General features: G+C 60.0%; 12 protein-coding genes. 10 read left to right on the plus strand and 2 right to left on the minus strand.

Going from position 1 to position 25,256, the window contains the following annotated elements; genetic code table 11:
• Positions 1 to 241: 241 nt before the first annotated feature.
• Both E6C55_RS04745 and E6C55_RS35050 read right to left on the minus strand, forming a co-directional pair.
• Complete coding sequence (locus E6C55_RS04745) at positions 242 to 814, minus strand: superoxide dismutase family protein (protein WP_136368628.1); 573 nt, start codon at positions 812 to 814, stop codon at positions 242 to 244.
• A gap of 81 nt (positions 815 to 895) precedes the next feature.
• Positions 896 to 1,294: a winged helix-turn-helix transcriptional regulator gene (locus E6C55_RS35050; protein WP_136368629.1), complete on the minus strand. Its 399-nt coding sequence runs from the start codon at positions 1,292 to 1,294 to the stop codon at positions 896 to 898.
• A gap of 144 nt (positions 1,295 to 1,438) precedes the next feature.
• On the opposite strand from E6C55_RS35050, the gene E6C55_RS04755 reads away from it, so the two are divergent.
• The 10 genes from E6C55_RS04755 (at position 1,439) to E6C55_RS04800 (ending at position 25,238) form a co-directional block, all read left to right on the plus strand.
• The gene (locus E6C55_RS04755) at positions 1,439 to 2,605 is read left to right on the plus strand and encodes an MFS transporter (protein ID WP_136368630.1); all 1,167 of its coding nucleotides are present in this window, start codon (positions 1,439 to 1,441) and stop codon (positions 2,603 to 2,605) included.
• A gap of 90 nt (positions 2,606 to 2,695) precedes the next feature.
• A complete protein-coding gene (locus tag E6C55_RS04760; protein ID WP_136368631.1) occupies positions 2,696 to 3,268 on the plus strand; it encodes a 5' nucleotidase, NT5C type in 573 nt (190 codons plus the stop codon).
• A gap of 275 nt (positions 3,269 to 3,543) precedes the next feature.
• The gene (locus tag E6C55_RS04765) at positions 3,544 to 4,101 is read left to right on the plus strand and encodes an NUDIX hydrolase (protein WP_136368632.1); all 558 of its coding nucleotides are present in this window, start codon (positions 3,544 to 3,546) and stop codon (positions 4,099 to 4,101) included.
• A gap of 18 nt (positions 4,102 to 4,119) precedes the next feature.
• Entirely contained in the window at positions 4,120 to 4,854 is a 735-nt protein-coding gene (locus E6C55_RS04770) for a class I SAM-dependent methyltransferase (protein WP_136368633.1), read from the plus strand.
• 101 nt (positions 4,855 to 4,955) lie between these two features.
• The gene (locus tag E6C55_RS04775; protein WP_136368634.1) at positions 4,956 to 5,729 is read left to right on the plus strand and encodes a Cof-type HAD-IIB family hydrolase; all 774 of its coding nucleotides are present in this window, start codon (positions 4,956 to 4,958) and stop codon (positions 5,727 to 5,729) included.
• Between the two features lie 1,039 nt (positions 5,730 to 6,768).
• Positions 6,769 to 7,359, plus strand: coding sequence for a hypothetical protein (locus tag E6C55_RS04780; RefSeq protein WP_136368635.1), 591 nt, complete (start codon positions 6,769 to 6,771; stop codon positions 7,357 to 7,359).
• Between the two features lie 69 nt (positions 7,360 to 7,428).
• Complete coding sequence (locus tag E6C55_RS04785) at positions 7,429 to 7,668, plus strand: hypothetical protein (protein ID WP_136368636.1); 240 nt, start codon at positions 7,429 to 7,431, stop codon at positions 7,666 to 7,668.
• Between the two features lie 30 nt (positions 7,669 to 7,698).
• A complete protein-coding gene (locus E6C55_RS04790) occupies positions 7,699 to 7,920 on the plus strand; it encodes a hypothetical protein (protein ID WP_136368637.1) in 222 nt (73 codons plus the stop codon).
• Between the two features lie 170 nt (positions 7,921 to 8,090).
• On the plus strand, positions 8,091 to 10,466 hold the full coding sequence (locus tag E6C55_RS04795) for an ATP-dependent helicase (protein WP_136368698.1): 2,376 nt from the start codon (positions 8,091 to 8,093) through the stop codon (positions 10,464 to 10,466).
• Positions 10,467 to 11,051: 585 nt separating this feature from the next.
• The gene (locus E6C55_RS04800) at positions 11,052 to 25,238 is read left to right on the plus strand and encodes an S-layer homology domain-containing protein (RefSeq protein WP_168735462.1); all 14,187 of its coding nucleotides are present in this window, start codon (positions 11,052 to 11,054) and stop codon (positions 25,236 to 25,238) included.
• Positions 25,239 to 25,256 lie beyond the last annotated feature (18 nt).

Genomic DNA, 25,256 nt, shown 5'->3' on the forward strand with positions numbered 1-25,256 from the left:
GTCCTGGCATCGGCTTGGAGCGGTGGGCGATACGACGAGACAGGTTAGTCCTGGCATTGGCTTGGAGCGGTGGGCGAAACGTCGGTACGTGGCGGGGAGGTTAGCGGGGTGGCTGTTGCCGATGTTTCGCGTTTGCCTGACGGTGCGTCCCGCGCGCCCTCGACCCGACCTTCCGGCCTAGGATCGCCGGGCCGCAAGGCAAACAGCCGCCGGGAACTCCCGGCGGCTGTGCCGCAGCTTGTTACTTCGCGATGACGCCGCAGGCGATCCGGTTGCCGGAGTTGCCCGACGGGTCGGTCACGTAGTCGTCCGCTTTCTCGTGGATGACGAGCGCGGTGCCGCCTTCCTTCAGCAGGGAGTTCGGCTCTCCCGCGCGCAGCGTCACGTTGCGGCTGTTGATGATGACGTGCACGTTGCCGCTCTGATCGACGACGATGTTCGGCAGATCGCCCGCGTGGAAGCCCTTCGGATTGTGGAAGCCGTGCTGCTTGCCCGCGGGATTGAAGTGCGCCTTCGCGCTCTCGAAGGCCGGAGGCTCGCACTTGCCCGCCTCGTGGAAGTGGATGCCGTGCGTTCCCGGAGGAAGCCCTTCGGCTTCCAGTTGAATGCGGACGGTATCCGCCATCTGCGTCAGAACGGCGGTGCCGATCTGGGCTCCCTTGTCGTTGATGATCTTGGCGGTGACGGAGAGCGTATCCGTCGCAGGTGTCGGCGCCGGTGCGGGCTTGGGCTTGGCTTGGGCACTCGGGGCGATCAGAACGGCGCCGAATGCGAGAATCGCGACGGTTCTGGCCGCCTGGGGAATAAGCTTCATCTCTTGATGTCCTCCTGAGACGGATATGGTTTCCCTGGTATTATTTCCTACCGCGGCCAAACCATACAGAAACGAAGCGGCTCAGGACTTCCACTTGCCCGCCCAACGATCCATCTCCTCGAGCACCCCGTGGAAGTCCATGCCTTTGTCGGTGAGGGAGTATTCGACGGTAACGGGAACAGTCGGAAAAACCTCCCTGCGAACAACGCCAGTCTTCTCCAGATGACGAAGCGTATCCGTCAGCGATTGGGTGCGGACGACGGCGATGTTGCGAAGCAGTTGCTTAAAGCGCTGCGGTCCTCTGTAGAGCTGGGCGATCACGATGAAGGACCACTTGGCGCCGAGGATCTGCAGCACCTCGCAGATGTTCGGCTGAATATCCTCTTGCTTGTTCTCCGCCGAAGTCGCCCGGGGCGGCTGTGCGGCGAACAGATGGCCCAGGTCTTCGTTCGCTGCGGATGACGGCTTTTGGTAGCTCATCTCCTCGTACCTCCTTATAACTTACATAAAGTTAGTTGGTCCAATTAGTTGGATAATGTCAAACCGAATTGCCTTCTTACATTTTGTTAGTGAGCTTATTATAATGGCACTCACAACCAATCTGCAAGAGGAAGGAAGATAGCGATGAATCGAATTTATGTTTATTTGTTGGCTTTGGGGGCGTTCTTCACGGCGACCTCGGAGCTTGTCGTCGGAGGAATTCTGAACCTTGTCTCGGAGGATCTGGGCATCTCCGTAGCCCTGGCGGGGCAGCTCATCTCGACCTATTCTCTCGCCTTCGCGATCGGGACGCCGATCGTCATTGCGCTGACCGCGCGAATGAAGCGCAAGCGGATTCTGTCCGGCTCGCTTCTGCTGTTCCTGGCGGGCAGCGCCGTCGCGTTCCTCAGCGACACGTTCGCCATGCTGCTCGCCTCCCGAATCGTGCTCGGGCTGAGCTCCGGCGTGTATGCGGTCGTCGCCATCGGTTCGGTCGCAAGGCTCATGCCTCCGGAACGGACGGGGCGCGCGATCGGCACGATCGCCTTCGCGTTCAGCATGTCGATGGTGCTCGGCGTACCGATAGGAATCGCTGTCGCGGGATGGTGGGATTGGCGGGCGATCTTCGCCGCCTTGGGGGTTGCAACACTGCCGATTCTGTTCCTCCTGGAGCGAATGCTGCCCGATATCGACGGAGACGAACCCGCACCGTTCCGAAGCCAATTCGCCGTATTCGCCCAACCGCTTGTTGTGGCGGCGTTCCTGCTCTCGTTCCTCTGGTCCGCCGGCAATTCGATCATTTATTCGTACATGGCGCCTTTCCTCCAGACGGTGCTGCGATTCAGCACGGCGGAGGTCGGAGCGATGCTGCTCGTCCTGGGCATCTTCGGCATGCTCGGCTCCCGAGTCGGCGGATTCGGAGTCGATCGGATCGGAGCCGCTCGGATGCTTGTGCTCAGCCTGACTGTTCATGTCGCGGCACTGGCGCTTCTGCCTCTCGTGAAGGGCTCGACCGCGGCGGCGCTTGCCGCCATTGTGCTGTGGGCGTTCTCGATGTTCATGTCGGCTCCGGCGATCAACACGTACTTCATCCAGTTGGCTCCCAGGAAGGCGCAGTTCGTGCTCGGCCTGAACACGTCGTTCACCCATCTGGGCCTCGCGGCCGGGGCGGGGGCCGGAGGGCTGATGATCGATTGGAGCGAGACGCCTCTCTACAACCCCTGGCTGGCCAGCCTGTTGGGCGTTCTCGGCATGGCGATCGCCTGGTACTCCATCCGAATGAAGGAACGAACCGCCGCTCGCTCCGCTTAAGTCGCATGGGTGCTCGGAACGGTGCCTTTTCCCCAAGGTTCTGGTACAATGAATGGCATCACCCGCCATGCGGATTAAGGGAGAACGGGCATGAAATTCGGCTTCGACATCGACGACACCCTGATCAATCTTCGCGAGCACGCGTTTAACTTATATCAGAAGAAGCTGAACGTCAGCGTGGAACCGGAGAAGTTCCAGGCGCTGACCGGCGTGCCGATTCACGAGCTGTTCGGGCTGACCCGGGAAGAGGGCGGCCGGATGTGGAACACGATGCGCGACGAGATCTACTATACGGATTGTCCGCCGTTCCCTCACGCCATCGAGGCGCTTCAGGAGCTTATTCGGCAGGGCCACGAGGTATACTACATTACGGCGCGGGCGCCGGAGCATTGCGAGAGGACGAAGATGTGGATCGAGAAGGCCGGCTTCCCCGTCCAGGAGGGGAGCTTCTATTGCGGCATGGGAGATGCGGAGAAGGTGCACATCATCCGGAGGCTGGGGCTCGATTATTACTTCGACGACAAGCCTGCGGTGCTCGATACGCTGACGGAGCTTCCTCTTAAGGTATATGCGAGGGACAATTCGTACAACCGGCACCTGGACATTCCGCGGATCACGACCTGGAGCGAGCTGCTCGATATCGTGAGAGAGGCCGGGGAATAATCGGATAAGAGGGTCTGCTTCGCCGCTATCCCTATCGTTCAGAATAGTGTCGCGCACTCGCCACGGCCTCGTTCTGATTCGATGGGATAGCGGTTTTTGCGGCGGGATTCGGGACAATGGCCGCTTTTGCGGCAACTTTGTTAGGATGGTAAACAAACATAGGGAATAGAGCGAAGGGTGCTAGCCGAGGGGGGAGATCGGGCGTATAATCGGTTAAGCGATTGTAGCATGGACTTCTATATGGATAGCAGGTTCAACGAGGAGAGAGATTCGGAATGGAAACAAAATTCTGCATGTCCTGCGGTCACACGCTGGAGACGCGCGACATCGACGGCACGCCGAGAAAAGCCTGCCCCGCGTGCAGCTTCGTTCATTGGGGAGATTACAGCATCGGCGTCGGCGCTCTTGTCGTCCGGGAGGACAAGGTGCTGCTCGTTCGCCGCGCGCAGGAGCCGGGCAAGGGCAGATGGACGAATCCCGGCGGTTATGCGGAACAGCTCGAGCAACTGCACGAGACGGTGCGGCGGGAAGTTCTGGAAGAGTGCGCGGTCGAAGCGGAAGTTCGGAACGTCGTGGCGCTGAGGGATCTGCCTCGCAGCATTCACAACTTGTATGTGGCGTTCTCGATGGACTACATCGGAGGAGAGCCGACGCCCGACATGGCGGAGGTGGACGCGGCGGGGTTCTTCACCCTGGAAGAGATGAACGGCATGAACGTCGCTCCGTTCACACGGTGGCTCGTTGACGTGGCGTTAAGCGGTCGTTCCGACGGTCTTGCATACGATGCGGAGCCGATTGTGCCGCTGGACGGGCATGGGCTGTTCCGCTGCTAGAAGGAGGCCTGGATTGCTATTAAACAGAACAAGTATGACGAGTCGGAGTTCTTCCATAAGTATAGCCAGATGCCTCGCTCGGTTGGCGGGCTGAACGCTGCCGGCGAATGGACGGCCTTCCGAGGGATGCTTCCGGACCTGAGGGGCAAGCGGGTGCTCGATTTGGGCTGCGGCTACGGCTGGCATTGCCGTTATGCCCGCGAGCAGCAAGCGGAGGCGGTTGTCGGCATCGACCTCTCGGAGAAAATGCTGGAGAGAGCCAGGGAGATGACCGACGACCCGAAGATCGAATATCGGCGCATGGCGATCGAGGACATCGAATTCGGGCAAGCGGAGTTTGAGGTGGTCATCAGCTCGCTGGCGCTGCACTATGTGAAGGATTTCGCTCATCTCTGCTCCCGGGTTTATCGTTGTCTGGCTCCGGGAGGAACGTTCGTCCTCTCGGTTGAGCATCCGATCTTCACCGCGTTGGCCGCGCAGGACTGGCATTACGGTCCGGCAGGCGAGAAGCTGCATTGGCCGGTCGACCAGTATCACAAGGAAGGCGCCCGGCTGACCCGGTTCTTAGGCGACGATGTCGTCAAGTACCATCGGACGTTGGCCGCGTGGCTAACCGCCTTGCTGGAAGCCGGCTTCGCTATCCGTCAGGTGTCCGAGCTTCCTCCTGCCCCGGAGATGCTGGAGTGCAATCCGGCATGGGAGGAAGAAGTTCGGCGCCCGATGTTCCTGCTCCTGTCGGTGGGGAAGAGCTAGGCCGATAATAAAGGGCAGGCGAGTAAAGGCAAGAGAATAGAGAGAGAGAAGAACAGAGACAGGCGATCAGAGATAGAAAATAGGGATGGGAGAGGGAGAAATTGGCTTACAAAATCGCTTTTTTCGACATTGATGGGACTTTGGTGGATGAAGAGAAACGAATTCCGGCAGATACGATCGATGCAATCCGGCGCTTGAAGGAGCGGGGCATCGAGCCCGTCATCGCGACGGGCAGAGCGCCCTACTTCTTCAAGGAACTGGCGGAGGAAGCCGGCATCGAGTCGTTCGTCAGCTTGAACGGGGCTTATGTGAAGTATAAGGGGCAGGACCTGTATGAGAGCCAAATCCCGCCCGAGGTGCTGGAGAAGCTGGTCGCTCTTGCGCAGAAGAACAAGCACGAGCTCGTATTCGAGGGGAAGGAAGCGTACTTCTCGACGGCTCCCGACCATCCTGCGGTGTTCGAAGCGGTCGCTTCGCTGCGCGTGACGCATCCGGAAGCGGATGCCGACTTCTGGAAGAAGGCAGGCATCTATCAAGTTTTCCTGCATTGCGAGAGCCATGAGGAGCATCTGTATCCGGCCGAGCTGCCGGAGCTGCGCTTCGTGCGTTGGCACGCGAAGGCGCTCGACGTGCTGCCGACCGCAGGCTCGAAGGCGGAAGGCATCCAGGCGCTCCTCGACAGCCTGGGCATCAAGCCGGAGGAAGCGATCGCGTTCGGCGACGGCCTGAACGACAAGGAGATGCTGCAACTCGTCGGCCTCGGCATCGCGATGGGCAACTCGCACAAGGAGCTGCTGCCATACGCGGACTACGTCACGACGAACGTGGACGAAGGCGGCGTGAAGAACGGGCTGGAGTTCGCGGGCGTTCTGTAGGGCCGGCGAGGGCAGGAGAAGGATACGCATAGCAGGGGGAGGGGGCCGACTCCGTCGAGCCCGCCGAACCCACCAACCCCGTCGAACCTGCCAATCCTGCCAATCCTGCCGAACCCACCAACCCTGTCGAACCTGCCAATCCTGCCAATCCTGCCGAACCGACCAACCCTGTCGAACCTGCCATGCGAACCGCCCCCGTCCCTGCCGCTTGCCGGATTTTATGCGAAAAATCACATTCGTGCTGAGAGATAAGGGGCAGGTTGGGCGATTCTATGTGAAAAATAGCATACATAGAGAAATTTCCGATCCGAGGTGCCAGATATATGCTAAAAATCACATAAAACGCCGCAATCCCCTCCCAATCCGCGCCGACGAATGTGAAAAACCACATAAAATCGCAAAACCGCCCAACGGCATCGGGCCGCCGGAGGTGTGACTAGCTTGGACCCCGTCGATAGTGTGACTAGCTCGGGCCCCGTCGACAGAATCGCCGAACCCGCCAAGCCCGCCACCGCCGCCAAACACACTAAGTCCGCTGATGCCCGCCAACCTCCAAAACCCCTGTTAAGCCCGCCAGACCAACAACCGCGCAAACCAACAAACCAGCAACCCCGCAAACCAGCAAACCAGCAACCCCGCAAGCCAACAAACCAATAAATCAACAAACCAAAAAACCAACAAACCAACAACCCGCCGAAGCTGTCGCCCCCTGCTCCCACCGCCCCACCGAGCCGCCGTCCCCGCCAACCCCGTCGCTCCCGCCCGCCGGTTGCCGGATTCTATGGACGAGGTTAGTGGAGGAAGTCCAATACTTCGATCGCGGAGAGGCGAAGTGGGAGGAGTTAGTGGAGGAAACCCGCACAACGACGCTCCGAAGGGGCGGTTGGCAGGCGGCGCGGTAACGGTGCGAACAGCATGGCGGGTGAGAGAGGAATTCCGAATATGCGGAGAGGAAGGAATGAGGTGCAACCTTATCTTCCATTATGAGGTATAATTGGGTAGTGGAAGGCGACTGGTGGAAAATAAGGAGGGAATACGAATGAGAATCAAGGATTTGGCGTTTGTGTTGATCCGGTTGTTGGCGTTGTACGTCTTCGTTCAGGGAATCGGGCAGCTTGCGAATCTATTCCAGCTTCTGTACTTGGGCCGACTATCGGCCAGCTTGCTTGATTTGTCTGTGGCTCTGTTCGTCTCTGTCTTCGTAGCCAGCGCGGCTGTTTACTTCTTGGCGGGGTGGCTGCTGTGGAGCCGAAGCGGCCGATTGGTGCGGCTGCTGCTCAAGAGCGAAGAGTCCTCGGAAGCGGCGCCGGAAGCTGCAGCGGCTCCGGAGAAGCCGGCGGTTCCGATGAAGGAATGGTACTCGCTCGGGCTCGTTCTGGTCGGCATCGTGCTTGTCGCCGCGAATATCCCTGCCTTGATCGGGAACATCGCGCAGCTTATCCAATATGCGACGAGCGAGCTGCCGTCCGCCTTCGCATCGGCGCGCCGGCAGACGTGGATTGAGCTTGTGGCTGTCGTTCTGAAGCTGGTTATCGCTTTTGTGCTGATTTTCCGTGCGGACGGGATTGCAGGCCTCATCCGCAAAATTCGCGAGCTCGGCGTCAGGGAAGGCCGGCAGACGGAGGTGTAAGCGGACAGTGAGGAAGCGGTGGATCGCTCCCGTCCTGCTTGCCCTGGCGGCGGATTCGGAGGTTCGGGGATGGAGCGGCAGGAGGGCGCATTGCCGAAGCCGGATGATCCTGCGTATGCGAAGAGGGTCTATCTGGACCTATTGCGTGTGTACATCCCCAACGCCGAAGGAACGGGCCTTGGCAAGTCTCCCTTCCCGATGGTTCTCGCGGCTTATGATGCCGGTTCGCTGTCCGGAGCGGATGCGGGATCGTCGGCAAGCGCAACTCCGTCGGCGGCTCCGGGCTTAAGCGGAGGAGAAGGGGAATAGACCGGCAACCGTGTGGAGGAGGCGGCATTCATGGGTGTTTTTATGGTCTTTATCGGTATCGTGGTTTTCCTGATCGGGCTGCTTATTCTGGAGTACGTCATCCGGAGCGCGATCAACGCTTCGCGAACGAGCACGCGGCTTGACGAGGTCGTCTGGGAACTGCAGATGCTGCGTCGGGAGCTGGCGACGAGGGATGAGCGCGATCGGAAGGCGGCGTCCGGCACCGGGCAGATGATCGACGCGGAAGCATAGGCGCGAGCGTTGACGATGGTTCGCGTTAAATCGCAAGTCGAACCCGTCGTCAGCCGTGGCACCCGGCTCGGCTCCCATTGCTTCGCGGGCGATTTGTCTTTATCATTAAAGTTTACGCGCCAACTCGCTTGGACACTAGAGAACGGAACGGGATGGGAAGGATTACGGCCATGCAGGGCAATGAGGAATTTTTCACGCGGAAAAGAGAGGAGCTCGGGGTCGAGCTGAATGAGGTGCAGAAGAAGGCGGTTCTTCATACGGAGGGCGCTCTGCTGCTGCTCGCTTCGCCGGGTTCGGGCAAGACGACGACGCTGATCATGAGGATCGGCTACCTCGTCGAGGAGAAGGGAGTCCGGCCGGAGCGGATCAAGGCGGTCACGTTCAGCCGGGCTTCCGCGCGCGACATGAAGGAGCGGTTCGACCGCTTCTTCCCCAAGCATTCGGGCGAGCGGGTCGCGTTCTCCACCATCCACAGCCTCGCCTTCGAGATGATGCGGGACTCCCTGCGCAAGCAGCGGATCGACTACCGGATCATCGAAGGGGACGCCGCCGAGCTGGAGGAGGACGTCGACTTCGCGGGCGAGCGGCCGCCGCTGCACAAGAAACTTATTCTTCGGGAGCTGTACCGGCGCATTGTCGGAGACCACATGACCGACGATCAGATGGACGAGCTGACGACGTACATCAGCTTCGTGAAGAATAAGCTTCTGCCGCAGGAAGAGTGGGGGGCCGTGAAGTGCGAGGTGGCGGATGCGGAGCGTCTGCTGGCCGAGTATGAACGATTCAAGCGGGAGGGGGCGGACAAGCGGCTCATCGACTACGACGACATGCTGGTGCTGGCGAACGAGGCGCTTGACGCCGACCGCGAGCTGCTGCGCAAGTATCAGCGCCGCTACGACTACGTCATGACCGACGAGAGCCAGGATACGTCGCTTGTTCAGCATGCGATCGTGGAGAAGCTGGTGCAGGGGCACGGCAACCTGTGCGTCGTCGCGGACGACGACCAGAGCATCTATGCCTGGCGGGCGGCGGAGCCACAGTACCTGCTCGACTTCAAGAAGGCGTATCCCCGTGCGAGGCTGCTCAAGATGGAGCAGAATTACCGTTCCTCGCGCAATATCGTTCAGGTCGCGAACCGCTTCATCAAGCGGAACAAGAACCGTTACGACAAGAACATGTTTACGGACAATCCCGAGGCCGAGCCGATCGTCGTTCACCGGCTGAGCGATTACCAACTCCAGGCGAAGTTCGTGGCGGAGCGGGTGGCGGAGGAAGACAACCTGCGCGAGATCGCGGTGCTGTACCGGAACAACTCGTCGTCGATCGCTCTGTTGAACGCTTTTGACCGGGCGGGAATTCTTTTCTACATGAAGGATGGGGATAACCGCTTCTTCTCCCACTGGGTCGTCGAGGACGTCCTGAACTTCATGCGCATGACGTTCACGGACCGCAGGCCGGACATCCTGGAGAAAATCCATTCCAAAATGAACGGCTACATCACGAAGCAGCAGATGGCGGCGCTGAAGGCGGTACCCCAACCGGACTCGGTGTTCGATAACCTGATGAATTACGTGTCCCTCCGCGACTATCAGTTCAAGCTGCTTCAGGAATGCAAAGAGACGTTCGAGCGGATGAAGGGGATGGCTCCCCGCGACGCGATTCAGACGATCCGGTACGATCTCGGCTACGAGAAGGCGATCGACAAGATGTGCGAGCGTCTCGGCTTCCGCAAGGAGTACCTGATCGGCATTCTGAACACGCTGGAGGACATCGCAGAAGGGCTCGAGACGATGGAGGCGTTCGCCCATCGGCTGAAGTACCTCGAGCAGGTCATGAAGACAGCCCGGCGGCGGCGAAGCGACAATGCGGTCACGTTCTCGACGCTGCACAGCGCCAAGGGGCTGGAGTTCGAGCGAGTGCTGATCGTCGACCTGGTGGATGGCATTCTGCCCTCGAACGACGATATCAAGAAGCACGAGGAAGAGGATGCTGCGGACATGGAGGAAGCGGTCCGGCTTTTCTATGTTGGGATGACGCGGGCGAAGCGGAGGCTGGAGCTGTGCGCATACGACAGGAGAGACGGGACGAAGACGAAGGTGTCCCGGTTCGTGAACGCCGTGCGGCGCATCCAGGACCCGGAGGCGTTCCAGGCGGCGCCGGGCAAGCGGCCGGCAGAGGCGAACGGCGAGAGTGCAGGAAGGGCACACGAAGCATTCGCGGGAGGAGAGCGCGCGATGGGCGGGCAGGCACCCGGGAGAGGGCGGGCGGCGGCATCGGCTGCGGCGTCGACCCGGAGGCCGCCGGGCAAGGCGACCGTCGTCCGCATCGACAACCCGCGAGCGAAGGCGACGGCCGCCCGCAACCCGAACGCCGTGCGCGAGGCGGCGCTGCTGGCGGTGGGAAGCGCGGTCGAGCACCGCTCCTTCGGGCGGGGCCGCATCGAGCGGCTGCGCGGCGACCATGCGGTCGTCCGCTTCGAGGCGGGGCAGAAGACGCTGTCCGTCTCGGCCTGCCTCGAGATGGGGCTGCTCGAGCTGAAGGGCTAGGCCGGCTTGGCGGGAGGCTGAACGCAGACCGGATCACTCCGGCCGAGCCGCGGATGCCCGCGGGTGCTGCCGGATGTCGTCGATGCCTGCCGATGCCTGCCGATGCCGTCGGATGCACGTCATTTATGCGAAATTTCACATTGGTGCAGCGCGATAATGGGCAGGTTGGGCGATTCTATGTGGAAAACCGCATACGTCCGGAGGAAAAAGGGGCTTTGAGGCCCGACGAATGTGAAAAAACACATACATGAAGGAAATTCCGGGCCGAGGTGCCGGATGTATGCTAAAAACCACATAAAACGCCGCGATTCCCGCCAATCCAGGCCGACGAATGTGAAAAATCGTATAAAATCAGATGAGGCCTGCAACAATCGCGGGTTCCTGCAAGATAAAAAAATACGGTAGCAAACGAAACCGCGAAAGCTTGATCTTTCGCGGTTTTTCGCGTTTTGCAGACAAGTGTTTTTATTATTCTTTTATTTGCTTCCTTTACAATGAAGACGATTGCTGTCGACATCGAGAAGCGTTGCACGCATGAGATAGAGATAGATTCGAGAGCTGCGAATGGCGGAGGGAGTTCGAAGAATGAGGAAAATCATCAAGGGCAGAGGAAGCGCGCTGTGGCTTAAATGGCTATGGATTGCGAGCTTGCTTGCCGGATTGCTCGAGCCAATTGGGGCGCGGGCTGGAGCCGCCGTCTCGCATCTGAACGATGCTGCCCTGTCGGATATTGCCGGGCATTGGGCGGAGGAACCGATGGCCGAGTGGGCGTCGGCAGGATTGATTCAGGGCTTCGCGGACGGCACGCTGCGGCCGGACGACATCATTACGCGCGTTCAGTTCATCGCGCTTGTCAATCGCCTGTTCGGGCTGCAGGGCGAGGAGGGGGCGGCGGCATTCGGCGATGTATCCGCTGGAGCTTGGTTCGCTTCCGATGTGAATGCGGCTGTGCAGGCCGGTTATGTGCACGGCTTCCCGGACCGCACGTTCCGGCCGGACAAGCCGTTGCAGCGCATCGAGGCTGTCACGATGCTGACCGCGCTTGTGCCGACGATCGCCGATGAAGCCGCCGGCACGCTGGAACGGTTCAAGGATATTAGTGAAGTGCCTGGCTATGGCCGCGCCTCGTTGGAAGCGGCGGTCGCGTCGGGGCTGCTGCAGGGGCTCCCGGACGGAACGGTACGTCCGCTTAAGTCGATGACTCGTGCCGAGGCCGTAGTGCTTCTGGATCGTATTCGGCAGGGGGCTGATGCAGTCTCCGGAAGCGGCATCGTTCCGGGAGCGCGGGTGGTAACGGAAGCGGGAACGTATGGGCCTTCAGCGGGCGTGTTCACGGTCGGCGGCAATCTGGAGGTCGGAGCTTCGGGAACGACGCTTCGCAATGTCGTGGTGAAGGGCGATCTGACGATTCTCCCGTCAGTCGGCGAAGGGGACGTGTACTTGCACAACGTCGAGGTAGAAGGGAGCACGTTCATTCAAGGCGGCGGACGGAACAGCGTCCATATCGATAACTCCGTTCTTGGCACTGTCGTCATCGACAAGTCCGGCGGCTTGGTGCGGGTCGTCGTGGACGGAGCGACCGTCATCGCGCAATTGGACGTCCAGAGCGATGCCGGCATCGAATCGCCGCAAGGCATGGAGAGCGGAATCGCGGGCATCACGATTCTATCGTCCGGGGAAGTGAAGCTGTCCGGGGAGTTCGGCCATGTAGAAGTGAGAGGCGGCGTCAAGCTGACCGTGGCTGCAGGCTCCGTCGCGAATCTCGTCGTGAACGAGGAAGTATCCGGGGTTCGAATCGAACTGGCCGACGGCGTGCATGTCGAGCGGATGACGCTGCGCGGCGCAACCGATGTGACCGGGGCGGGAACGATCGGGACGGCGATTGTCGATTCGGCCGATGTCGCGTTCGAGAACGAACCGGCAACGAAGGAAGTGACGGAGAAGGGAAGCTCCGGCAGCGCGGCGGGAGGAGGAGTATCGACGGGCCCGGGCTCATCGCCGTCGCCGGAACCGACAACGTCCCCAGAGCCTGCCGAATCGCCGGAGCCGACCGAACCGACCGAATCGCCGGAGCCGGCGGACACGGCCGTCGAAGCCGCGGTCAGTCAGGCAAGCGCAACGGGGTTCCGGCTTGCGCTGAGCGTGCCCGTGCCCGCGTTGGCGGCGACGGACATCCTCTTGCGCGACAGCGCCGGTACGGCCGTTGCCGTCGGAACGCCGACGACAATCGACGGAGGAACGGCGTACCGGATTCCGGCTGTACTGACGGAGGGAACGACGTATACGCTGGCTATCTTCAAGCCAGGTTACGACTTCGGAGCCGAGCTTACGTTCGCGGTTCCCGTTACGCCGCCGCCGATCGTCTCGGTGAACGCCTCGCCTCACGGGATCAGCTCGGCAGGATTTAGTGTAACTCTCGACACTTCCGTGCCGGGATTGACGTCTGCGAATTTTACACTGGTGAACCTATTGGATAATGCGCCGATCGCTCTCGGACAACCTTCCACCGAAGACGGCGGTTCCTATACGTTCAGCGCGGCGCTTGAGGAAGGGCAAACCTACTCGTTGTCGATCGCGAAGGAAGGCTACGACTTCGGGAGCGCCGTCGCGATCTATGTCGAAGTGCATGATCCCGAGATCATCGCCGTTCAGGCAACGATTACGGCGTCCGCCGCGGAAGGCTTCACGGTATCGCTCAGTCCGCCGATCGAAGGGCTGACCGCATCCGACTTCGCGATCATTCCGAATGCCGGGGGAGAAGCGGTTCCGGCATCCGGCGCAGCGACGAACGACGAAGGCGCGTCCTACGTGATCGAAGCAGCGTTGACCGAAGGCGTGAGCTACACGATCGCGATTGTCCTTGACGGGTACAGCTTCGGTGCGGCGCTGTCGCTGGTCATTCCGGTCAGCTATGCGACCGTTCAGGCGACGATCAGCCAGGTATCGACGGCGGGGTTCATCGTGACCCTCGATCAGACGGTGCCGGAGCTTGACGCGCTGAATTTTGTGCTGTCGCGAGGCGCGTCGCAGGTCGGCATCGACATGCTGAGCCCGGTTCAGACAGGACGCCAGTACGAAGTGTGGTCGACGCTCTCCAAGGGCGAGACGTACGCGCTGACGCTCGACAAGGAAGGCTACGCGTTCGCAGGCGGCTCCGTCGAATGGACGGTAGAGCCGTCCCGGCTTCAGGCGGACATCGTCTGGATTACGCACGAGGCGGTCAAGCTGCGCTTGTCGAACGGCGCCGTACAGTTGCCCTTTGTCGCCTACTCGCTAGAAGACGAGGACGGCAATTCCGTCGCGATCGGCGACATTCGGACGGAAGACGACGGCCGTTCCATCGTCATTCAGGCGGGGATGGCCGAGGCAGGCAATTATCATTACCGCATCGACCTGGACGATGATCATTATGTAGAAGGAACCGTCGCTGTGCAGGAAGCTCCCGTCGTGACCAAATATACGACATTCGAGCCGTCGAATAGCGGGATCACCGTTTATTTGGACAGGCCGGTTCCGGGACTTGTTCTCGGCGACTTCCTTCTCACGGATACGAGCGACGTTGCCGTCGCAATTGACGAGGCGTCGACGGCGGATGGGGGCAACAGCTACTATCTGCGGTCGGCCGACATGCAGTACAAGTCTCTGATTCTGGCGATCAGCCACGAAGGCTACGACTTCGGTGAGCCGGTCAACCTCATTCGGACGACGCTTGGGCCGTACTATGCCGGCGTAGGCTCGAACAAGTTCATGGCCGGCTTAAGTCCGGCCGTGCCGGGTCTGACCGCAGACAACTTCCGCATCGTGAACGCTGACGGACAAGCTGTGCCTATCCTTAACGTCTCTTGGGATTCCTATCAAGGGTACTACGTCGTCCAGTACGACGGGCCGCGGGGTCTGCCGTATACGTTCAGCGTTGTGAAGAGCGGGTACGACTTCGGCGAATCGGCATCCATTGCGCTGGAGTCCGAGTACAAGATAGACGACATCTCCGGCAGCGGCTTCACCTTTATTCTCGATCCGCCGACCGCGATCAATACGGTCAACGGCTTCGAGGTGAGGCGGAGCGACGGCAGCCTTGTGCGAGGCGTGACGGCGACGACGGCTGACGGCGGAGCCAGCTACCGAGTGAGCGCGAATCTGACGCCGGGCGATTATACGCTGCAAGTCGCCGCTGCGCTAAGCCGGACGTCGTTCAGCTTCAACGTTCCCGCCTATGCGACGATTGCGGTCGATCAGGTGACGGATACGGGGCTTCGCGTGTCGCTCGATTGGTCGTTGGACGGATTGTGGGCGGGATCGTTCGCGATTGTCCGCGCGGATACCGAAGAAGGGATCTGGATTCAGGATGCGACGACGGAGGACGGAGGACGGACGTATCGATTAACCGCCGACTTGCCGGAAGGCCTCTACAATGTGAAGCTGATCGGGCATTTGCCGGAGGCGGGGGTCGACTTCGCGGCGGGAGCGTCGGTCGATGCGGGTGCGGCGACCGTCGGGCAGTTGTCGAACAGCGGATTCCTTCTGAGCTTCGAGAACGCGGTGGCGGGCTTGACGCCTGCCGATCTCGAGCTGCGGAACGGGCAAAACGGGCTTGTCGGCGGCGTGATGCTGTCGACCGCGGATGGCGGCCTGACCTATCGGGTTAATGTCGCGCTGGTCAGCAACAGCGATTACACGTTGACGCTGAGCAAATCATATGTCAAGTTCGGCAGTCCGATCGCCTTCCACGTTCCTTACTTCGTGACGGGAACGATCGTGGAATTGACGCCGACCGGCGATATGGCCATCGCTTTCGATCCTCCAATGCCGCAACTGGAGAACGGATGGGGCATCGTCTTCACCGATGCCGGAGGCAACCGGATTTTCCCGGGGACGATCGAGATGACGGAAGGCGGTCGAAGCTTCCGCTTGCCGTTCCCGAATTTGGCGCCGGGGCAGACCTATTCGATGGGCATAAACGTAACGGGCTACGAGATGACGCCTGTGTCGTTCATGCTGCCGGCAGGGTACTCGGTCTCCCAAGCTTCCTCATCCGGCGTTACGGTCGAATTCGCGGCGCCGATCCCCGACTTGGCGAAGGGACAGTTCGTCCTGCGCGACTCGACCGGAGCCGAGGTGAAGATCGGCTCTGCCGCGACAACGGACGACGGCTCAATCTACGTACTGTCCGCCGCCCTCGTGCCGGGCCAATATTACACGTTGCAGGTGAAGCCGGCCTTGCTCTATCAGCAATACCAGCCGATTACGTTCGCGGTCATGAAGGAGATTACGGCGAAGATATCCTCGCTTAAGCAAGGGAGCTTGAAGCTGACCTTCAGCGAGAAGGTCAAGAACTTGACGTCGGAGCAGTTGGTCTTCCGCGATGCCGGCGGTTGGCCGATCGCATCCAACGAGTACTATGTCGGACTCACGACCGCCGATCAAGGCTTGACGTATCAACTCAACTTCTCTTTCCCATACGCCGGGAACGGGAATATCTCGATCGAGTTGATTCGTCCGGACTTCAAGCTGAAGGCGCCGGTAACATTCAGCATTCCGAAGAGCGGCTCCATCTGGCTGTTCGGCACCTTCGCAGGCCAGATCATGTTCGGGATTAATCCCAATCCGGACGAACTGACGATAGACCACGTTAAGCTGACCGACAGCAAAGGCAAGTCCGTCGCTGCCTCCTTAAGGCACGAGGCCGACGAGTATTACAGCTTGCTGGGCGACTTCGCGGCTGCGGAAACGTACTATATGTCGGTAGCTTATCCGGGCTACGATTACGGCGATCCGCTTGTCATTGGCGTAGAGATCAAGTCTGACGCCTGGATCTACGCCGAGAGTCAGGACGGCTTCAAGCTCAAGCTGTTCCCGGGGATTCCCGATCTTGCGCCATCGGACGTTATCGTGACGGATGAGGCGGGCAACCGGACAGCCGTTCAATCGCTCACCTCTGTCGACGGCGGGCTGAACTATCAGGTGAAGGTTCCGATGTCCGGGAAGCATTCTTACTCGGTATCGATTATCAAATCAGGCTATCTGGTAAGGTTGACACAGACGCTTGCATTGGTCACGCGCATGACGTCGATCGAGCATCTGTCGACGGGCGGTCTGACGCTGAACCTGAGCTCCCGAACGCAATTGGCCGCTTCGGACATTGCGTTGCTGGACGATAACGGCGAAGCCGTCGCCATCCGAGGGTTCGCATCGTGGGACGGCGGTTACAGCTACGAGATCACAGCCGATCTGAAGACGGACCGAAGCTACATGCTGCACATCGCGAAGTCCGGTTATTACTTCGGTACGCCGCCCGCAATTTTCATTAAGTCCGTGCAGACGGCCTTCGGCGGCATGGCGCCCGGCAGCAATAACGCTTTCGTCTTGCAGCTTAGCGAGCCGCTGCCGGGCCTTAAAGCGAGCGACTTCAAGCTGAGACGCGCGTCGGACGGCAGTCCGCTGCCGGTGCTGGTCGCAACGACGGAGGACGGCGGATCGACGTATGTGCTCGAGGCAAGCTTCTGGGGCGGCGAGAGCTATACCGTCGTTCCGTTCAAGGACGGTTACGACTTCGGCAATCCCGTCCCGGTGAATGTGCCGGTGTTCGCGAGCGCCGCGCTGCTCGAAGCGGGCGTCTCCGGATTCGTCGTCGGCCTAAACCCGGGAGTTGCGGGGATGGACGCCGGACACTTCACGGTGCGCAATTCCGTCGGCGATGCGATCCCGGTTCTCGGCGTCACGGAGGAAGACGCCGGAGAGCGTTACCGCGTGCAAGCGAATTTGCCGGGCGGGGAGACGTACGAGGTTACATTGAGCCGTTCGGGATATGTGTTCGAGCCGAGTTTGTCGTTCTCGCTGCCGACAACGATTGCGAGCGAGGTTCTGTCCGCTTCGGAGACCGGCATCCGAATCGGTCTGACGCCAGGCGTATCGGGGCTCTCGAAGGCTGCGTTCGTGCTTAAAGATTCGGCGGGCGGCATCGTCGCCATCGAGGAGGCTTCGACAAACGATGGCGGCAACAGCTACTTGTTGAAGACGGTCCTTGAAGGCGGGAAGACGTATTCGCTTCAACTGGCCGCCGAAGGCTACGACTTCGGCTCCATGCTCAGCGCAAGCGTGCCGATTCCGATCAGCTTGTCGATAACCGATCCGAACGCCGACGGATTCGTTGTCGCCCTTGATGCGCCGGTTCCAGGCTTGACCGTATCGAATATCATCCTGCAGGACGGCGCGGGCGCGGCAGTTGCCGTAAGCAGCGTCAAGACGACGGATGGCGGCGCAACATACGCGGTAAAGGCTGAACTGACCGAAGGAGCGGCCTATAGCCTGATCGTCGTCCGCAGCGGTTACGACTTCGGTCGCGGTACGCCGGTCGATGTGCCGTTGCCGCCGCCGGAGCCTCCGGTCGCGATGACGGTCACTGAAACATACAGTGACAGATTCACGCTGCATCTAGGCGAGTCCGTTCGCGGCCTCACCGCAGCCAATCTCCAAATTACGGATGAGCTCGGGCAAGCGGTGACGCCGACCGATGTGAATGACCGATACGATACGGGAATCGACTATTGGATCTCGATGCCGATCGTAAGCGGCAAGGTATATACGGTGGAACTGATCGATTCCAATCGGGAATCGGAGGGGCCGGTCGAGGTGTACCTGGAGCTCAACGCGTACCCGGTACTGTTGGCCGCGACCCGCGACGGCATCACGCTGCGGCTCAGCAGTGTCGGGACGATCGACCTGCGTTTGAACGATATCGCGATCTATGCCGAGGACGGTTCGGAAGTTGCGGTTACGGGGCTGAAGCAGGGCCAGGCTGCAGGCACTTATACGATCCAGGCGTACTTGGCCGAAGGCAACGAGTACCGGTTCGAGCTGCAGGACCGCAAGGCGACGGTGTTCGACTGGCAATCGAACCCGAACGAGATTCTCGTTCCGATCAAGTCGACCGTGACGGCTGAGCGCGTGAACCTGAACGGGTTCGATCTCGCCTTCACCACGCCGGTGTCGGGACTGTCTGTTACGATTTACAATGGCAACAGTGTGTTCGGTTCTCAGCCCGATTCGGTCGTGTCGACGGATGGCGGCCGAACCTATCAAGTCCGCTTCTACTTCGCCTACAATTCGACTTACCGGGTTCGGATCGCAAGCGACGGGTACGATCTGGGCGAAGATATCAACGTCACGAATGTCAGCTTGCCGCCGGCGCTGCTCACGGCTGCGACCGATCCGGGCGGCAGGAAAGTCGTACTGGGCTTCGATATGGAGTTAAGCTCCGTCCCTGCGGATGCTCCGTTCTCCGTCAAGATCAACAACAAGTGGCAAAGCGGGGTGCAGGCAGCGCGCGTTGCCGGGGACTCGACGAAGGTGGAACTGACCTGGAGCGCTTCCGGAGCCGTCATCACGTCGGACTCGACCGTTCAAGTCGCCTATACCGGCATCCAGCGGGTTCAAGCGGTCAATACGGCTTATCTTGTATCGTTCGATGCCTTGGATGTGGCCAATGTTGCAACGACGGAAGGGTTCGTACGCAGCTTCCCGGCAGATCAGGATGCCGCCCCGGCCGCTTACGGACTGCATACGACCTATGGCCGGACAGCACTGGAGACGGCGAAGCTGCTTCGCGAAGCGGGCTTCGCCAGATGGAATTACGCAAGGGCGGTAAAGGCCGAATATGATCTCGACACGGCCGGCTTCATCGCCTTGATGTCCCAGATGAATGTCGATGCTTCCATGATGTTCGAAGCCTTGATCGATGTTGGGGGGGACGGCACATTCATGGACGCCCTCAGTCTGATGATCGCCGCAGGCTACACGGCTTCCGATCTCGCGCCGCTGCTGCGCGACAGAGGTTATCAGAGCAAGGAGATCGGCTTGCGAATGAAGCAAGCGGGAGTATCCGCAAGCGATGTCGCGGGCGTGTTGCGCGATACATTCAAGGCTTCCGCCAGCAGTGCGGCGGCGGTCCTTAAGGCTGTCGGCTATTCGCTCGCCGAGATCGGCGACACGGTGCAAGCCGCGTACAAGCTGACGAATGGGGAAGCGGCTCAGGCACTGAAGTCGGCCGGTTATTCCGCTTCGGACACGCTGGCGTTTATTCGCGAACGTTATGCGGCGGGCGGCACGAATTCCGTCTTGTGGCTCATCGGCGCCGGCTATACGGCGAATGAAGCGGGAACGGCGCTCGGCGCGAACAATCCGTTCGCTGATGCGGCGGAAGCTGCCGTCGCATTCGTTGGCGCGGAGCTGGCACCGAGCGACATCTATGTCCTCGTCAGACAGCTCTTCGGCGGCAATACCGCTGCAAGCGCCATGCTGGCCGCCGGCATCGAGGCTTCCGAGGTCGCCAGGGCGGTTCAGGCCGGGGGAGAGACCCCTGCCGTTGCCGTGTCCGCGCTTCTGACTGCCGGCGTCGGAGTCAAGCCAGCCGCAACGTATATCGCGGATGCCTGGGGGAACACGTCGGCCGCGCTCGCTTCCGCCATGAACGGTTTTGCGGCGAGCGGCATCGGCATCGTCGAGCGTGCGAGCCTTCTGCTGGGCGTATACGGCGCGGACATCGGCCCGGCGATCGCCGCTCTGAATCCGGCAGCGACAGCGGCGGAACGGGGCGCGATGATGTCAACGCTGGTCAGCGCCGGCTATGATCGGGTCGCCGTCACCGCGTATTACCTGAACAGCGTCTACAACGGACGCCGCGCCGATGCGCTCGGCTTGCTGGTGAGATCAGGCGTGTCGATCGACGAGAGTCTGAGCTTGATCCGCTCCGCTGTCGTCGCCTCGGGAGCCGCGTTCACTCTGCAGGATGCCGTGACCGTCTTCCGCGACAGCTATGACGGCTATACTGCGGACGAGGTGGTGAAGGCGCTCATGACAACCTTCGCCCAGGCTCAGGAAGATGGGATCAGCGCTCAAGCGATCGCGAAGGAGATGACGGATGCGAACCGCTGGGGCAAGCTCGATATTACCCGGTCGCTCATCGCGCGGATGGGCGTAACGCTCGCGGGTTGGGTCGAGCTTGAGCGGAGCGATGCCTTCTCCCGTTATGGCTGCCCTTGCAGCATCTCGACCATCGTGAACGAATCGAGATACTTGTTCAGCGGAGCGACGATCGAGCAAATCGCCGCCGCGATGAGTCAATCGGAGCTGTTCACGCTTGACGAACTGATCGATGGCTTGATCGGGTCTTACCAGATGTCCAGCTCGTATGCGGATGCACTGCCGCGTCTGACGGCAACCCTTAAAGATTCGGGTTATCCGTTCGTGGACATTGCCGCTGCCTTCGATGAGAGAGGCTGGAGCGACTGGATTATGGAATTCAGCCGGTACGGTATTGCCGCAAGCGAAGTCGTCGCTTATCTGAAGAGCATCTCCGTCTCCGACGCGGACATCGTGCAGCGTCTTGAGCCCTACGCGCTCGGGCACATCGTGCTTGCGCTACGCACCGAGCTGGGCAAGGACGAAGCGGAGGCAACTGCCCTGCTGACGTCCCGATACGACACGGAAGATGTCGCATACGCAGTAACGTTCGCCTACGGCGGAGATCCGGTCACGCTGTGGATCAAGACGCTGAGAAGCCAGAACGCGACGGCAATCTCCGTCATCAACACGATCTCCGCGCGATTCTCCAATTACCGGGACGCCGCTGTCGTCGGACCGGCGCTCATACGCGGAGGGTACGAGGTGAACGAGGTTATGGCCGGGCTGCTTCTTTATACGAAGAGCAACGGCAACCTGCAGGCAACCGTAAGCCTGCTGAAGACGCTGTATTCGGAAGAACAGGTCTCGATCTCGAACCTGCTGTCCGCCTCGGGCAGCGAGACACCGGAGAGTGGCATCACGTTCCTGAAGAACGCGGGCTTCGGAATCAGCTCCATCGCGCGCGGCTTGAAGGAATATTACGGACTGGCTTCCGGCAAGGCGTCGGCCCTGCTTATTGCTCGGTATCCGAACGACATCGGCAGCGTGCTGAATGCAATCGCTTGGGCTTACGACGCAAGCTTCGGGGAATCGGTCGAAGAGGCGCTTGCGGAGCAAGGCATTACGACGGTGGAAGAGGCAATTCCTTATCTGGGGAAAAGAGGCTTCTCATTCGAGGAAACCGTCGGCGCCGTCAAGGACGGGTTCGGCTTGTCTGCCGGCGAAGCTGCGAGCCGGTTCGCGGCGCTTAATCAAGCCTCGGTCAGCGTGCTCTTGAATACGATCTCCGTCGTCTATAACCAGTCGCCGCTGGTCATCTTGTACGAGTGGCAGGCGGCCGGCGGTACGGCGAGCTTCCAGGAAGCGGTCGGGCTCGGCTACAGCGCCGGGATCTCCTTAAGCGGACTTGTCGTTGTCGCAAGAGATTACTACAAGATCTCGTCTGGATCCGCATTCTATGCGTTAACGGAGTCGCATCGGTACAGCAACAGCCAGATTACCGCCGCCATTGCGTCGCTGTATCCGACGTCGGAGAAGATGACCGTTGCGGAATCGCTGCAATCCAAAGGACTGCTTACGCTCGGAGAGGCCGTCCCTTACTTGCGCACCAACCGCTTCGAGCTTCGGGACGTCGTGCGGGTCGGCCGAGATTATTACGGGCTGTCCGGCGCGGATACGGCGGTCGTACTCGACGGAACGGGGTTCTATACGCTAAGGCAGATCCAGAACGAGGTCGCTGCCGTCTATGAGGTGCCGCTCGAGCAGGCGGTCGCAGAATCGTTGATCGCGCTAGGCAAGACGAGCTTCGCCGAAGCCATTCCGACGTTCTGGGGAATGGACTACGAGCTGCCGGCGCTCGCAAGCATCGCCAAATTGTACTATCAACTGGATGAAGGCGCGGCGGTTGTTGCCTTGCAGCAATCGGGGTACTTCAGCCTGCCGGATATTGTAGAGGCTGTGACGCTGGAATACGGCAAGCCGACGGACGAGACGATCAGCGCGATGCTCACAGACGGAGGATATGCCACGTTCCCGGACGCGCTCCCATTCCTACTGAACAATCAGATCGAGCTCAGGAACATCATCCGGGCCGGCCGCAATCACTACGGATTAACCGGAGCCGCCGTGTCGGCGGCGCTGGTCGGCACGGGCTTCTATACGTTGTCTCAAGTCCAGACCGAGGTGGCCTATGTTTACGATCAGCCGCTCGATCAGGTCATTGTCGAATCGCTCGGAGGGCTCGGAATAGACAGCTTCGATCAAGCGATTCCGGAGCTTTGGAAGAAAGACTTGGAGCTGTTCAAGATCGCGAAGGTGGCCAAAGGGTATTACCATCTCAAAGCGAGCGAGGCGATTTATACCCTGCAGCAGTCGGGTCTCTACGGCTTGACGAACATAATTACCGCTGTTGCCGGCCAATTCGGCAAGCCGACGGAAGAGACCATGGCGGCCCTGCTAGCGGGCTCCGGGATCGACAAGCTTGAAGACGGCGTCTATCTCCTGCAGCAGATGGGGTACAGCGTTCAGGATATCGTAACGGCAGCCAAGGAGCAGTACGGCCTGTCCTCAGGCGATTCCGCCATCAAGCTGGCCGAGCTTGGCGTAGCCGGCACGGAGATTATTCAATGGGCCGTCTCAAGTGTGTACGAGCAAAGCGCAGGAGCGACGGCTATCGACTATATTCAGTCGGGCGGGATTCGGAGTGTCGCGGACGCAATTGTCTATATGTGCAATGCCGGCGTTACGCTGCTCGATATGACGAAGACGATCCAATCGTATTATGGAGAAACGCCGGTCAGACTGGGGAGCGCCTTGATCGAATCGGATCTGTTCCAGCTTCCGGTCATTCTGCAGAGCATTGACTCCGTATTTACCGACTCGACGGACTCGCTTGTTGCGATAATGACGTCGAACGGCTATACCGACTACGGCGACATGGTCGATAACCTTCGTCTTGCCGGCATTCGGATAGAGGAGATCGCGCGCGCGATGAAGCTGAGGTTCGGGGTGGAGCAATCCGAGCTGCGCCTCTTGCTCGAGAGGCACAATGCATACGACGAGAGCGCAATCGAGCAGGCGCTGGAAGCGGCTTATTCTGCCGAGAGGGAGAACGAGCGTCTGGCTACGGCGATGATGAAGGAAGTCATGACTCTGAACGACATTCAGACGGCGGAAGGCGCCATAGCGTTCATGAAGAACGCGGGGACTTCGCTAAGCAACATCGTGACTTATCTGAAGGAGCAGTACGGACTTACCGCTCCCGAGGCGACGACGATGCTGAAGCCGTACTATCGGCTCATCGAGATCGGGTTGGCAACGACCGAAGTGTATTTGGCCAACGGCAATCTGAAGTATATCTCCGGCATGATGGACCCGCTGGACGTGTCCGATTCGCCGATCAGCCTGGCCCGGTTCATGTACAAGAAATTCATCATGAGCGATATCATCGCCGCCTTGAAGTGGTTCTACGGGCTGGACGCCCAGCAGACGCTGCAAGCCTTCGCGGGTACGGACATTCCGAAGGACGAGTATACGAAGGCGGTCGTGGCGTATTACGGCGATGACGTGCTATTCGACTACCTGGCCTCGCTGAAGGCGGGCGGAGCGACTTCGGGAGCCATCGCCACCGAGTTGGACAATCGGAAGCTGCTGGAGACGGTCAACATCGTCTATCTGGCGAACTTGCTCAAGTCGCTCGGCTACGATCTCGAGTCGATTCTGAGTACGTCGTTCCACTACTTCTCGTCCGGCAAGGGGAGGCCTTCGACAGAAGAAGACCAAGCAGCGATGTTCGTCGCCCTCGGCTACACTCGTCCGCTCGACATTGTCGACGGACTTCGGAATTACGCAGGTTACGTGAATAGCGCAGCCTACGCATTCCGTGTCTTCACGACGGTCCACCTTGCGCTGCCGAACGCTTCGATGAGCGAGATCGCGACCGCCATGAAGAAGCTGGGCTACGACGGAACCGAGATTTTGAACGTGCTCGATCATTACGAGGTGCGCGACGACAGCATCGTTCCTTATCTGAAGTCGTTCGGCTACAACGCGCAAGATGCTTATCTGTTCTTGAACGGCCGCACGTTGGAGAACAAAATTTACTGGATGGTGAAGAACGGATACGCTCTGTACGACTATCTCAAGTACTTGAATTACTCAAGCACGAGCGCTATCTCCATCTTGCGGGCGAACGGCTTATCCGCGAACGAGATCGGCTATACGCTGGGCAGGTACTACGAGAATTCGTACTGGGTAGGGAAGTACTTGTACGATGGCGGCGTCACGAATCTGAAGGACCTCGCAGGCGCCATGCTGGCCTCCGGAAGTTATCCGTCATGGGTAATCGACGATCTGCAAAGCCTCGGCTATTGGCCGCTCAAGGAGATTGCGCAATCGATGCTCGATTCGGAGATGCTGTCGCTTGTCGAGCTTGTCTACGCGCTTCGGTATGCGACCAACGAGGATCTGACGCAGACGTACCAAATCGTTCGGGAAGTATCGAAGCAGGAACAGAAGGAGTTCTACAATTCCTTGTCGGACGCCGAGCGCAAAATTCTCGGCAACGACGAGATCGCTGTCCTCGTGACCTTGTCGGCCCTCCGCTCCGCCAATATCGGCGTGGAGAAGGCCGCGGAACAGATCCGATCGACGGAGCGGCTCGGCTTCGAGATGGGGGGCGTCCTGCTCACCGTGTCCGGATACGGCGTCGGCGATGTGCTCGAGGCGTTATGGAACGTATACCGCAACGAGATCGGCATTCTTATTCTCAAGACGATGATCGGTCAGACGATCTCCAAGGTGCTGACGGAGCTGCAGGATTATTACAAGCTTGGCAACCTGGTCTACAAGATCGTCAAGAAGACGACGAGCTGATCGATAACGACACGCGAA

Origin of the sequence: Cohnella fermenti (assembly GCF_004801405.1) — a bacterium.
Lineage (GTDB): Bacteria > Bacillota > Bacilli > Paenibacillales > Paenibacillaceae > Cohnella > Cohnella fermenti.

What these genes read in the sequence shown, in the direction of transcription:
- E6C55_RS04785 (WP_136368636.1), top strand. Translation starts at nt 7,429, where the DNA reads ATGGAGCGGCAGGAGGGCGCATTGCCGAAGCCGGATGATCCTGCGTAT.
- E6C55_RS35050 (WP_136368629.1), bottom strand. Translation starts at nt 1,294, where the DNA reads ATGAGCTACCAAAAGCCGTCATCCGCAGCGAACGAAGACCTGGGCCAT.
- E6C55_RS04790 (WP_136368637.1), top strand. Translation starts at nt 7,699, where the DNA reads ATGGGTGTTTTTATGGTCTTTATCGGTATCGTGGTTTTCCTGATCGGG.
- E6C55_RS04760 (WP_136368631.1), top strand. Translation starts at nt 2,696, where the DNA reads ATGAAATTCGGCTTCGACATCGACGACACCCTGATCAATCTTCGCGAG.
- E6C55_RS04795 (WP_136368698.1), top strand. Translation starts at nt 8,091, where the DNA reads ATGCAGGGCAATGAGGAATTTTTCACGCGGAAAAGAGAGGAGCTCGGG.
- E6C55_RS04755 (WP_136368630.1), top strand. Translation starts at nt 1,439, where the DNA reads ATGAATCGAATTTATGTTTATTTGTTGGCTTTGGGGGCGTTCTTCACG.
- E6C55_RS04780 (WP_136368635.1), top strand. Translation starts at nt 6,769, where the DNA reads ATGAGAATCAAGGATTTGGCGTTTGTGTTGATCCGGTTGTTGGCGTTG.
- E6C55_RS04765 (WP_136368632.1), top strand. Translation starts at nt 3,544, where the DNA reads ATGGAAACAAAATTCTGCATGTCCTGCGGTCACACGCTGGAGACGCGC.
- E6C55_RS04800 (WP_168735462.1), top strand. Translation starts at nt 11,052, where the DNA reads ATGAGGAAAATCATCAAGGGCAGAGGAAGCGCGCTGTGGCTTAAATGG.
- E6C55_RS04745 (WP_136368628.1), bottom strand. Translation starts at nt 814, where the DNA reads ATGAAGCTTATTCCCCAGGCGGCCAGAACCGTCGCGATTCTCGCATTC.